Genomic DNA, 13,645 nt, shown 5'->3' on the forward strand with positions numbered 1-13,645 from the left:
ATATTAAAGAATAAAATTTTTATAAAATATTATTTTAATGATATAAAAATAAATAATTTTATAGTATAATATCATTACTATTTAAAATGTAAAATATTACTAAATAGTAATATTGAAGAAAAATATGATAATCTATTAATATAATATTAAAGGTTAATAAATAGGGGGAGGAAGACATGGACAATAACTGTTTATATAACTTACAAAATGGAACTGACATTAGAGGGATTGCATTAAAAAATGATTCTCAAGAAATAAATTTAACCGATAAAGAAGTAAAAGCTATAACTAAAGGTTTTTATAAATGGCTTTTAAACAGAAAAAAAATAAACAATTTAAAAATTTCAGTAGGTATAGATTCTAGATTAACAGGAAGTGGTTTTAAACATTCAATTATAAAAACTTTAGTTGGATATAATGTTTGTGTATACGATTGTAATATTAGTACTACACCAGCTATGTTTATGACAACTGTTATGGATGGATATCAATGTGATGGAGCTATAATGATTACAGCAAGTCATCTTCCATATTATTATAATGGAATTAAGTTTTTTACTAAAGAAGGTGGTCTTGAAAAAAGTGATATAAAGGAAGTTTTAGACCTAGCATGTGAGGAAATAGATAAGGAAGATAATACTATTATAAGGGATACTGAAGTGAGAAGAATGACTACAATAAAACCTTTAATTGATGATTATTCTAAAATATTAGTACAAAAAATAAGAGAATGCGTTAATTCAAAAGAGGACTTTAATAAACCATTAAAGGGATTAAAAATTATTGTTGATGCAGGAAATGGAGCAGGTGGTTTCTTTAAAGAAAAAGTTTTAGATGTATTAGGAGCAGATACAAACGGAAGTCAATTTATAGATCCAGATGGAATGTTCCCAAATCATATTCCAAATCCAGAGAATAAAGAAGCTATGGAGTCCATAAAGAATGCTGTACTTAAAAATAATTGTGATTTAGGTATTATATTTGATACTGATGTTGATAGAGCAGGCTTAGTAGATAAAAGTGGTGATGCTATCAATAGAAATTCTCTTATAGCAGTAATTTCAGCTATTATATTAGAGGAGCATGAAAAAACAACTATAGTAACAGATTCAGTAGCATCAGATCATTTAGGAGATTTTATAAAAAGCTTAGGTGGAAAATATCATAGATTTAAAAAAGGGTATAAGAATGTTATAAATGAGGCAGTAAGATTAAATAATGAAGGTGAAGAATGCTATATAGCAATTGAAACCTCTGGACATGCGGCAATGAAAGAAAATTATTTTTTAGATGATGGAGCTTATTTAATATCTAAAATATTAATAAAAGTAGCAAAATTAAAAATAGAGGGTAAAAGTATAGAAGATTTAATATCAAACTTAAAACATCCAGTTGAAGAAAAAGAAATAAGAATAAAGCTATCAGAACAAAATTATAAAGAAATTTCAAATAATATATTAAATGAAGTTACTAATGCAGTTGACAGTAATGAAAATATGCAATTAGATAAAAATAATAAAGAAGGTATAAGAGTAGTATGTAACAAAAATTTAGGTGATGGATGGTTTATTTTAAGATGTTCATTACATGAACCTAAAATGGTTATTAATATAGAATCTAATAAAAATGGTGGAATTCAAGAGATTTCATCTTTTATAAAAGAGACTTTAAGTAAATATAAGGCACATGAAATAAAATAATAGATCAAAGAGGCATTGTACATTTTGCGTCAGACAAGGAAGTAAATTTAGTTAATAGCGAGCTATTAGCTAAATTTGCTGACGCAGTATCATACAAAATAGACTAGCATACTTGTCTATTATTTTTTTGAATGCACCTAATATAGATTAATTTAAAATATAGTATATTCAACGAATCACCATATTAAATAAAATTTATTTAATATGGTGATTATTTTATATATAATATAGGGCAAAATATAGTTAATAGTTTTTCATTGTCTTATAATAATAAGTGTTAATTATAGATATGTTATAATTAATGTTGTAAAATCCAGAGTATACTAGAGATTAATTAGGAGAGAGAAATGCAAAATATTATTTTAGCACTTAATGTAGTGTTACCATTATTTATTACTATTACGTTGGGATATTTTATTAGAAAAATAAATTTATTTGATGATCATACATTGAAGATTATGAATAAAGTTACATTTAAAGTATTTTTACCTTTATTATTATTTTTTAATGTATATAAAACTAATTTAAAAGGGGTATTTAATCTTAAATTAGTAATTTTTGCACCAAGTATTATATTGGTAAGTTGCATAAGTATGTGTTTTATTATACCAATAATAGAAAAAGAAAATAGAAAACGCGGTGTATTAGTACAAGCTATTTTTCGTAGTAATTTTGTGCTTTTTGGATTACCAGTTACATTGTCTCTATTTGGAGATGAAAATGCAGGGGTTCCTTCATTACTTATTGCTATAATTGTACCAATGTTTAATTTTCTAGCAGTAATTGTTTTGGAAATTTTTAGGGGTGGAAAGATTAATTTAAAAGAAACTATAAAAGGTATAATAACTAACCCACTTATAGTTTCTTCATTGTTAGGTATAGTTTTTATGTTAAATGGAATAAGGTTACCTAATGTAATAGAAAAAACAATAAGTGATCTTTCGAAAGTAGCAACGCCATTAGCACTTGTTGTATTAGGAGGATCATTCAAGGTTAATAAAATAAAAGGATATACAAAACAGTTAATAATAGGTATTTTAGGTAGATTAGTAGTAATACCAAGTATATTTGTACCTATTGCTATAATTTTAGGATTTAGAAAAATAGAGCTTGCAACTATAATGATAATGCTTGCAGCACCAACAGCAGTATCATCATTTACTATGGCAGAACAAATGGATGGTGATAGTGAATTAGCAGGACAACTTGTTGTATTTACTTCTGCATTTGCAGTAATAAGTATATTCTTATGGGTGTTTTTTATAAAGAAATTAGGATATATTTAACAAGAAGAGTATTTATATTTAATTAAAAAGTCTATTTGTAGATATATTAACAATAATAATTAAAATAAATACTTAATAGTATATTTAATATACTATATTTTTATTAAAAAGATTATTATAAATGTTTAAAAAAGAAAATACATAAAAAATATACTTGAAAATAATTAAATTACAAAAAAATAATTTAATGGATTGAATAATTTAATAAATTATATTAAAATAATATTGTTAAAATGTTAACAATATTATTTTGAGAATTTAAGAAGGTATTATATAAATAGAGAGAATAGAGTTTGAAATAATTCCTAATTAAAGTGTTCTAAATATTTATTCTAATTAAGTTAATATACTTATTATAATTTTTTATTTGATTAATTATAAAAAATAAAAATTTATATTATGCAATTAGAATTATATAGAGTTTTAATCATCTAGTTAAAAGAGTATTAATTTAATAAGTTTAATTACTATAAATAGAGATATAATTTGCCCTTTTTACCCATGTTTTTAATAAAAACTTAAGAGAGTACAATTTTATATATAATAAAAGGTTCCCAATAAAATTTATTATATTAATATAAATTTTAAAGTGGACAAACAATAACAATTTTATAATATATATAATTTAGTATATCTTAAAATATATTTAAATGAGTAAAGGAGAAAAGTATGTACACTAGTGATATGGATATTATTTCGAATTCAGCAAAAAACAAATATAATTTATCAAAAGCTAATACAATTAAATATTTAATTAGAGCAGTTGTTGCGGGGTTTTATTTAGTAGTAGCAATAATACTTTCTTACACAACTGGAGCAGTATTAATTAATAATCATCCAGAAGTTTCAAAAATTATGGTTGCAGCTACATTTTCAATAGCATTAGCATTAATTGTATTTTTAGGAGGAGAACTTTTTACTGGTAACAATTTAATTATGGGAATGGGTTTTTATACTCAAAAGTGTACTTTTAAAATGGTTCTAAGAGTTTGGGGGTTAAGCTATTTAGGAAATTTTATAGGAGCAATAATTTTATCATTTATTTTTGTGAAAAGTGGTGCATCTATGAATTTGATTAAAGAGTATGTTGCCAATATAGTAGAAATAAAATTACATCTTCCAATAATGGATATGTTTTTAAGAGGAATACTATGTAATTTCATAGTATGCTTAGGTGTATTATCAACAATAAGGCTAAAATCAGAAAGTGGAAAACTTATAATGATGTTTTGGTGTGTATTTGCTTTCGTTATTGCAGGATTTGAACACAGCATAGCTAATATGGGGATTTTTTCAGTAGGATATTTTTCATCAGGTGGTTTACCATTAACTTTAATAGCAAAAAATTTATTTTGGGTTACATTTGGAAATATTATAGGAGGAGCTGTATTATTAGCATTACCATTAAAAATTATGAGTGTAAAAGAATAAAGTATTATATAATATTAAGGGGTCTATTTATGTATAATACTAAATTTAGACATAGACTATTTTGAATGATAAAATATATTTATAGAATTTTATTGTTGTGATAGTTGGTGAATAGATGATTAAAGTTAAATTAGAAAAAAATAAACAAAATAAAATAATTTTTAAATTAAAGATTAAAAGTATTGACGAAAATAATTTATTATTTAAAAGGGCTATAATCGAAGGGAAAAAGATTAAAGGTAGATATAATTATGAAATACCATTAAGATTTTTTGTTCCAATATTTAGAAATATAAATAAAGAAGAATTAGTTTTAGATATAGATAGTATATTGTCATATTTAGAATTCTCAGATTTTTATGATGAAAAGTATTATAATGAGACAGAAGTTAATATAAATTATATGAAAAAGTGGAGAGAAGAAGACTGTCCTAATATTTATAGAGTTACTATAGATAAAGAAAATTATAGTATAAAAAAAGATGTGGTTTTTAAAAAACCAATAATTTCTTTTGACGACTATGAAGTTTAAACTATATGAAATAAAATTAAAAATATATTTAATGGGAAGTTACATAAATAATAAAAGTTAGAATATCTTAATAAAACATATTATTTTAGATATTCTAACTTTTTCTTTAGAATTTTTAAAATGAACTATTATTAGTCATAAATTTTATATTATAGTATTAATATTATGTTAAAATATATTTTCATTATAAATAACTTTTATCTAGATAGAGTTATATTAAATATAATTTAAAGATCACCATTTACAATTATGTCAATTTTCCCAGTTTCAGGACTCATAATTAACCCATGTACTTTTATATCTTTAGGGACTAGAGGGTGATTTTTTATCATTTTTACACTTTCTTTTATAGAATCTTCAACAGATTCAAATCCATGAAGCCACTTTTCAACATCTATTCCTGAGTTATTTAATATAGATAATGTTTCTTCTGGAATGCCTCTATCTATAATTTTTTTTACAAGACTTTTTGTATCTAAATTGCTCATACCACAGCAATGATGGCCTACAACGAAAATATCTTCTGCATTAAATTCATATATTGCGACTAGTATACTTCTTGTAACACTTCCAAAAGGGTGTACTATTGTTGCACCAGCATTTTTTATTATTTTTGCATCTCCATTTTTGATATTCATAGCTTTTGGTAATAATTCTGTTAATCTAGTATCCATGCATGATAATATAACCATTTTCTTCTTGGGAGTTTTAGTTGTAATAAACTCTTCATATTTTTTATTATCTACAAATTGATTGTTGTATTGGATTATTTCTTCTAATTTACTCATTTATTGCCCCACCTTTTTTAATTTATATAAGTTCTGATAAAAAATTATTCGCTAATTTAGTATAATTAGAACTTATATAGAAAATTTATTATGTATAATTCTAATTAAATAATATTAATGCAGATATTTATTTTTTATAGAAGTTAAATAAAAAATATAAGTGCATTAGATTAATTAGAATATATTAAATAGATTATACAATTAAATCTTTTTTTATTAAATATAAACTTAAAAAATTCATATGGATTTTTTCTAAGAACATACAAGATTTATTATATTTTTTAGTTGTTTAAATAATAAATTTTGGATATACTTATGTATAATAAAATATAAGTAGTTATATATTTAAATATTTTAAATAGAATTATTTTTTAAGGGGCGTATATTATAGTGAGTTTAATAGAGGAAAAAAGGGAATTAAGAAAAAGAATATTAAAAATTAGAGATAAAATAAGTTTAGATAATAAAATAAAATTTGATAAAATAATATACAATAAATTTTTACAAAGTAAATTCTATTTACAAAGTAAGAATATTTTTATATATGTATCTTATAATTCAGAAATTGATACTAAAAATATTATAAAAAAAGCTTTAGAGGATAAGAAAAATATTTATGTACCTAGAACGAATTATAAAACAAAAGTAATGGAAGCAGTAAAAATATTATCATTAGAAAATCTTATTGAAGATAAATATGGAATTTTAGAACCGACAGAAGATGAATCAGCAGAAAATCCTAATAAATTTGATTTAATAATTATGCCAGGTGTCGCATTTGATAAGTATGGAGGAAGAATGGGGTATGGTGCAGGATATTATGATAGATATTTAGAAAAAATATCAAAGCCATTAAATAAAGTCGCTCTAGCTTATAACTTCCAAGTTATAAATAAAGTGCCTACAGATATTCATGATATTCCAATAGAATATATAATAACTGAAAGAGAAGATATTAATTGTAAAAAATAATCATATGCTACACTATTATTACTGTAATATGTTTGGATGGTATGGATAGTTAAAAAATAAAATATTTATATTTTATTATAATAAATTTTATTGCAAATATTTAGTTTTAGAGTATAATTAATGTATATTAAAAATAATCTGTTATTAAGAATGGTGGAGGGACTGGCCCTATGAAGCCTAGCAACAGCTAACTACATAAGTTAGAATTGTGCTAAATCCTGCAGGTATTTACCTGAAAGATAAGAGATGCATTATAGTTTTAAAGTTATATTGTTTTATAAGCTATTTCTCTATCTTAAAGAGAAATAGCTTTTATTTTATAAATTTTAGGGGGCTATTATTATGAATATTGAAACAAAATGTTTACATGAAGGGTATTATCCTAAAAATGGAGAGCCAAGAGTATTGCCTATTTATCAAAGTACAACTTATACATATGATTCGACAGAACATATAGGAAAATTATTTGATTTAACTGCTGATGGTCATATGTATTCTCGTATTTCTAATCCGACAGTTGGGGCTGTTGAAGAAAAAATAGCATCATTAGAAGGTGGTGTAGGTGCTCTTTGCACTACATCAGGACAGGCAGCTTCATTAATAAGTATATTAAATATTCTTAAATCTGGAGATCATTTTATAAGTGCATCTACTATATATGGGGGGACAATTAATCTTTTTGCAGTAACACTTAAAAGATTTGGAATAGAGTGCACATTTGTTGATCCTGATGCAAGTGAAGAAGATATACAAAAAGAGTTTAAAGAAAATACAAAGGCTGTTTTTGGAGAAACAATTGCAAATCCTGCCATTTCAATTTTTGATATTGAAAAGTTTTCTAAGATAGCACATAAAAATAATGTTCCATTGATAATTGATAATACATTTGCAACACCTATTCTTTGTAGACCAATAGAATTTGGTGCAGATATAGTAATTCATTCTACTACTAAGTATATGGATGGACATGCACTTCAAGTTGGTGGTGTAATTATTGACAGTGGAAATTTTGACTGGAAAAATGATAAATTCTTAGAGTTTACAGAACCAGATGATTCTTATCATGGTGTAATATATACAAAGCAATTTGGAAAAGCTGCATATATTGCAAAGGCAAGAGTACAATTAATGAGGGATTTAGGAGCTTATCCATCAGCTAATTCAGCTTTCCTTTTAAATTTAGGGTTAGAAACTCTTCATATAAGAATGGAAACACATTGTAGAAATGCAGAATCAGTAGCAGAATTTTTAAATAAATGTGATCAAATTGAATTTGTAAATTATCCAACACTTAAAGGTAATAAATATAATGATATTGCTAGAAAGTATTTACCAAAGGGATGTAGTGGAGTAATATCATTTTCTATAAAAGGGAATCGTGAAAACGCAATTAGATTTATGGATAATTTAAAATTAGCATCGAAGGTAGTACATGTTGCGGACATTCGTACATGTGTACTTCATCCTGCAAGTTCAACTCATAGACAACTTACAGATGATCAATTAATAGCAGCGGGAATAACTCCTGGACTTATTAGATTGTCTGTAGGATTAGAAAATATTGATGACATACTAGAAGATATTAAACAAGCACTAGATAAAATTTAATATTTACGCTATCTTTTAAGTAAATGTTGATATTGTAGTATAAAGCTCATGGACAGAACTTAAATAGGAAACTGACTCATGTACATTTGCTGGGTAAGTTCAAGTAGCAAAATATAAAATTGCACTCTGTGAAAGTTCGAAGAACCAAATATAAAATTTGAATTCTCACTTTTGACTTTCACTTAAAAGTTCTAAAAATCAAATTCCAATGACAGTTCGCCCTTATACTAGAATATCAACACTGTTTAAAATATATTATGAACAATAGAAAAAGTAGTGTATAAGTTTTTTCTTATACACTACTTAAATTTATAGTAAATTTTATCTTTCTTTGTTAGCTATTTCTGATAATAATCTTTCAGTAAATGCATCTAATTTGATAGCACCTTCATCATCATTTTTTCTACTTCTTACAGAAACTTCATTGTTAGCAGCTTCTTTTTCTCCAACAACTAAGATATAAGGAGTTCTTTCAAGTCTAGCTTCTCTGATTTTATAACCGATTTTTTCAGCTCTATAATCAGCTTCAATTCTAACACCCTTATTTCTTAATGATTTAACAACTGATTCAGCATAATCATTGTATTTATCTGATATTGGTAAGACTTTTACTTGAACTGGAGAAAGCCAAGTAGGGAATGCACCTGCATATTTTTCTATAAGCATTGCTAAAGTTCTTTCATAACAACCAATTGATGATCTATGAATGATGTATGGACGTTTCTTTTCACCGTTTTTATCTACATAGCTCATATCAAATCTTTCAGCTAGAGCAAAGTCGATTTGAACTGTGAATAATGTATCTTCTTTACCATGAACATTTCTAAATTGTAAATCAAGCTTTGGACCATAGAATGCAGCTTCATCATCAGCTTCAACATAATCAATCTTTAAATGATCTAAGATAGTTCTCATTGTATCTTGAGTTTTATTCCAAGCTTCAGGATCATTGATATACTTTTCAGTATTATTTGGATCCCATTTAGAGAATCTATAGCTTATATCTTCATCGATACCTAATGTTTTCATTATATGTTGAATTAATTCGACTACACCTTTGAATTCTTCTTCTAATTGTTCTGGAGTTACAATTAAATGACCATCAGCTAGAGTAAATTGTCTAACTCTTATAAGTCCATGCATTTCTCCTGAAGATTCATTTCTAAATAGAGTAGAAGTTTCACCATATCTTATTGGAAGATCTCTATAACTGTGTTGTTCAGCATTATATATAGTGTATTGGAATGGACAAGTCATTGGTCTTAAAGCAAATACTTCATCATCCTTATCTTCATCACCTAATACAAACATTCCATCTTTATAGTGATCCCAGTGGCCAGAAATTTTGTATAAATCACTTTTAGCCATTAAAGGAGTTTTAGTTAATACATATCCTCTTTTTTCTTCTTCATCTTCAACCCATCTTTGAAGAAGTTGAACTATTTTAGCTCCCTTTGGCATTAGTAGAGGAAGACCTTGACCTACATTTTCATCAGTTGTAAATAGACCTAACTCTCTTCCTAATTTATTATGATCTCTTTTTTTAGCTTCTTCTAAAGCTTCTAAAAATTCTTCAAGTTCTGATTTCTTTAAGAATGCAGTACCATAAATTCTGCTAAGCATTTTATTTTTTTCATTACCTTTCCAGTAAGCACCAGCACTTCTAATAAGTTTTATTGCTTTAACTGGTTTTAATGTCATAATGTGAGGACCAGCACATAAATCAGTGAATTCACCAATTTTATAGAATGAAATTACTTCACCTTCAGGAAGTTCATTAATTAATCCTACTTTATAAGGTTCAGCTTTCATTAATTCTAAAGCTTCGTTTCTTGGAAGTTCAAATTTTTCTATTGAAGGATTTTCCTTAATTATTTTTTGCATTTCAGCTTCAAGTTTTTCTAAATCAGTAGCAGTAAAAGCTACATCTTTATCAAAATCATAATAGAAGCCATTTGCAATAGAAGGTCCTATAGCTAATTTAGTTTCAGGAAATAATCTTTTTACAGCATAAGCTAAAACATGAGATATACTATGCCTTACTGCGTCCTTACCTTCTTGAGAATCAAATGTACAAATACTTAGTGATATATCTTGATTTATTTCTTTTCTAAGATCACAAACTGTACCATCAACTATACCACAACAAGCGTTTCTAGCTAATCCTTCACTAATTGATTTTGCTATCTCATAAATAGATAATCCAGGTTCAAATTCTTTAACTGAACCATCTTTTAAAGTTACTTTTATCATTGAAAAAACTCCTTTCAGTTATGTAAATATTATAAATTTATAAAAAAAACTCCGTCTCTAAAAATAGAGACGAAGTAATATTCGTGGTTCCACTCTAATTACCTAAACTATAAATAAATTTAGGTCACTTAAATTTATCGTAACGTGATAATAACGGACTTTATTAAAGTCACTCAGAGGTGGTTTTCAACTAAAGTTATTTAAGAATAATTCCAGCAATATATTCTCTCTCTGAAAATAAGGTTTTAGTTTACTGTCCTCATCAACGTGTTAATTTATACTATTTCTTATTATAATCACTTGATTTTTTTATGTCAATAAAATCATAGAAAAATATTTATTGATTAAATTATAAAATTTGGAATAGAGTGGGGTTTATAGAATATAACATAAATATTCTAGTTTTTATTTATATTATCAATTAATTTATCTAAATTTAAATTTAGAAGCATTTCTTCTGAATATAATTTACCACCCATAATTGTAACAATTATATCCAGTTTTTTATAGCCTTCTTTATATAATTTTAAGTTTCGTACTATTCGTTTAAGTTGATTATTAGATATTTCTAATATATCTGCTAAATCTTTAAATTTATAATAATCTTTTTGAAGAAGGTAGAACAGCTTTTCTTGAAGTTCAAGCTTGTACTTAATATCGGTTTCATCACAATGATGAGGTCCTAATTTTCCTCTATGATGATATGCACATAAATACTTATAATTTAATTTTATATCAAAGCCACCCTCACTTCTGTGTACAATATGATGTATATCGGCTTTCTTTTTACATATTTCACATAAATACAAAGACGTTCCTCCTTAAAAGCTTATGCTAATATTATAAAATAAATAGACATAAATATCAATTTACATATTAATGATCAGCTGTTAAGAATTACATTATATGAATTCTATAGCTTCTTAATTAATTTAAGCATTTTTTATTAAAAAATACATCTTTATTTATATAGTATGATTTTATAACAATTAAATTGTTACATTTTCGAAACAATTGAGATTAATTTTTGAAAAAATTCATTGGTATTATATAAATAAGGTTAGAGATACTTTTTAGTTAATAATACAAAGTTAGTTAAAGCTAAAAAGTAAACGTTATACAGGGGGTATGCTTATGAGTGTTGTAGAGTTATTAGAAGAGAACCCAATTATAGCTTCAGTAAAAAATGAAGAGGAGTTGAATTTAGCTTTAAAGTCTTCAGTAAAAATAATATTTGTATTATTTGGAGATATAATGAACATTAAAAAGATAAGTGATTTAATAGATGATCATGGAAAAGTGGGTATAATCCACATAGATTTAGTCGATGGATTTGTTTCAAATAGAGAGATTGTAATTAGTTATCTAAAAGAAAAGACTAAATTTAATGGAATTATTAGTACAAAGCCTCATGTATTAAAGACAGCTAAAGCATATGATTTGATAGCTATTCAGAGATTTTTTGTATTTGATACACTATCACTATTAAATATTAAAAATCATTTTGTATCAGGAGTTGATGCAATAGAGATTTTACCAGGACTATTACCTAAAGTTATAAATAATTTATCAAAGAATTCTAAAAAACCAATCATTACAGGTGGTTTAATTGAAAATAAAGAAGAAGTTTTATCAGCATTAAAATTTGGTGCAACATGTATATCTACAACCAAAAAAGAAATTTGGGATATATAATGCACCTAAAGTAAACGTTTTAAAGGGGAGATTTTTATGTTAAATTTTTTAAAACCAGCACCTCATATTGAGAGAATGCCTGAAGAAAAAATATCTTCAAGCTATAAAAGATATCGTATACAAGTTTTTATAAGTATATATGTTGGTTATCTTATTTATTACTTTGTAAGAAGCAATTTTTCATTAGCTAAAGTATATCTTATTGATCAAGGATTTACTAAGACAGAAGTTGGTTTTGTTGCTTCTGCACTTGGACTAGCTTATGGAGTAAGTAAGTTTGTAATGGGAAATGTATCAGACAGGTCCAATCCAAGATTTTTCTTAGCAATAGGTCTTATATTATCAGGTGTTACTAATTTATTTTTACCTAATGCAACTAATATAGGATTTATGTTTATACTAATGTTACTTAATGGTTGGTTCCAAGGAATGGGATGGCCTCCATGTGGTAGAATAATGACTCACTGGTTCTCTGATAGTGAACGTGGAGTTAAGATGTCTATATGGAATACAGCTCATAATGTAGGTGGAGGATTCATAGCAACTGTAGTATTAATGGGGGTATCTATATTTGGAAGTTGGAAAGGATCATTCTATTTACCAGCTATTATCGCAATTGTTGGTGGTATAGTTTATATGATATTTGCAAAAGATACTCCTCAATCAGTTGGTTTACCACCTATCGAAGAATATATGGATGATTATCCAGAAGTTAATGAACAAGTTGAGGATGCTGAAGCAGAACTTTCAGCTAAAGAAATATTATTTAAATATGTATTAAATAATAAGTTATTATGGTGTATTGCACTTGCTAATGTTTTTGTATATTTAGTTAGATATGGAGTTATAAACTGGGTTCCAACATATTTACAAGAAGTCAGAAATTTTAATCCAAAAGATTCATCTATTGCATTTGCTTTATTTGAATACGCAGCAATCCCTGGAACTATTATAGTTGGTTGGATTAGTGACCATATTTTCCATGGAAGACGTGCTCCAATAGGAATTATATGTATGATAGGTGTTGGAATTGCAACATTTGTTTACTGGAAGAGTTCAAGTCCATTAGCAATAAATTGTGCCTTAGCATCAATTGGTGCATTAATATATGGACCAGTTATGTTAATAGGAGTTAGTGCTTTAGATCTTGTACCTAAAAAGGCAGCAGGAACAGCAGCAGGATTTACAGGTTTATTTGGATATATGGGCGGACAAGTAGCCGCAGAAATAGCTATGGGAGCTGTTGTAGATAAGTTTAGCTGGGATGGAGGATTTATATTATTAATGATTTCATCAGTATTAGCAATATTCTTCTTATCATTTACATGGAATTCTCATAATATAGCAGCCAAAAAAACATCATAATCAAGGTATAAATAA

At 26.0% G+C, this 13,645-nt stretch carries 11 protein-coding genes, 1 riboswitch and 1 other annotated feature; of the genes, 8 read left to right on the forward strand and 3 right to left on the reverse strand.

Annotated elements, in window-relative coordinates; genetic code table 11:
• Positions 1-176: 176 nt before the first annotated feature.
• The 4 genes from KYD98_RS10165 (at position 177) to KYD98_RS10180 (ending at position 4,949) form a co-directional block, all read left to right on the forward strand.
• Positions 177-1,700, forward strand: coding sequence for a phosphohexomutase domain-containing protein (locus KYD98_RS10165; RefSeq protein WP_219779798.1), 1,524 nt, complete (start codon positions 177-179; stop codon positions 1,698-1,700).
• Positions 1,701-2,047: 347 nt separating this feature from the next.
• Positions 2,048-2,986 (forward strand): AEC family transporter, encoded by a 939-nt coding sequence (locus tag KYD98_RS10170; protein WP_219779800.1) that lies wholly within the window; start codon positions 2,048-2,050, stop codon positions 2,984-2,986.
• Between the two features lie 669 nt (positions 2,987-3,655).
• Entirely contained in the window at positions 3,656-4,417 is a 762-nt protein-coding gene (locus KYD98_RS10175; protein WP_219779802.1) for a formate/nitrite transporter family protein, read from the forward strand.
• A gap of 115 nt (positions 4,418-4,532) precedes the next feature.
• Complete coding sequence (locus KYD98_RS10180) at positions 4,533-4,949, forward strand: hypothetical protein (protein WP_219779804.1); 417 nt, start codon at positions 4,533-4,535, stop codon at positions 4,947-4,949.
• Between the two features lie 227 nt (positions 4,950-5,176).
• Here KYD98_RS10180 and KYD98_RS10185 read toward each other — a convergent pair whose 3' ends face one another.
• Positions 5,177-5,737 carry a beta-class carbonic anhydrase gene (locus KYD98_RS10185; RefSeq protein WP_219779806.1) on the reverse strand — a complete coding sequence of 187 codons (561 nt, stop codon included), beginning with the start codon at positions 5,735-5,737 and terminating at the stop codon, positions 5,177-5,179.
• 390 nt (positions 5,738-6,127) lie between these two features.
• Between KYD98_RS10185 and KYD98_RS10190 the strand changes: the two genes are divergently transcribed.
• Complete coding sequence (locus tag KYD98_RS10190) at positions 6,128-6,709, forward strand: 5-formyltetrahydrofolate cyclo-ligase (RefSeq protein WP_219779808.1); 582 nt, start codon at positions 6,128-6,130, stop codon at positions 6,707-6,709.
• Between the two features lie 138 nt (positions 6,710-6,847).
• A riboswitch (SAM riboswitch) is annotated at positions 6,848-6,955 on the forward strand.
• Between the two features lie 96 nt (positions 6,956-7,051).
• Entirely contained in the window at positions 7,052-8,317 is a 1,266-nt protein-coding gene (locus KYD98_RS10195) for an O-acetylhomoserine aminocarboxypropyltransferase/cysteine synthase family protein (protein ID WP_219779810.1), read from the forward strand.
• 321 nt (positions 8,318-8,638) lie between these two features.
• Here KYD98_RS10195 and thrS read toward each other — a convergent pair whose 3' ends face one another.
• Both thrS and KYD98_RS10205 read right to left on the reverse strand, forming a co-directional pair.
• Positions 8,639-10,570 carry a threonine--tRNA ligase gene (gene thrS / locus KYD98_RS10200; RefSeq protein ID WP_219779812.1) on the reverse strand — a complete coding sequence of 644 codons (1,932 nt, stop codon included), beginning with the start codon at positions 10,568-10,570 and terminating at the stop codon, positions 8,639-8,641.
• 62 nt (positions 10,571-10,632) lie between these two features.
• Positions 10,633-10,845: a binding site (T-box leader), on the reverse strand.
• A 123-nt stretch (positions 10,846-10,968) separates the two neighbouring features.
• Positions 10,969-11,379: an HNH endonuclease signature motif containing protein gene (locus tag KYD98_RS10205; protein ID WP_219779814.1), complete on the reverse strand. Its 411-nt coding sequence runs from the start codon at positions 11,377-11,379 to the stop codon at positions 10,969-10,971.
• A 325-nt stretch (positions 11,380-11,704) separates the two neighbouring features.
• Here KYD98_RS10205 and KYD98_RS10210 point away from each other — a divergent pair, with 325 nt between their 5' ends.
• Positions 11,705-12,265 (forward strand): glycerol-3-phosphate responsive antiterminator, encoded by a 561-nt coding sequence (locus KYD98_RS10210; RefSeq protein WP_219779816.1) that lies wholly within the window; start codon positions 11,705-11,707, stop codon positions 12,263-12,265.
• A 36-nt stretch (positions 12,266-12,301) separates the two neighbouring features.
• On the forward strand, positions 12,302-13,630 hold the full coding sequence (gene pgtP, locus KYD98_RS10215) for a phosphoglycerate transporter protein PgtP (protein ID WP_219779818.1): 1,329 nt from the start codon (positions 12,302-12,304) through the stop codon (positions 13,628-13,630).
• Positions 13,631-13,645 lie beyond the last annotated feature (15 nt).

Source organism: Clostridium weizhouense, assembly GCF_019431045.1.
GTDB lineage: Bacteria > Bacillota > Clostridia > Clostridiales > Clostridiaceae > Clostridium > Clostridium weizhouense.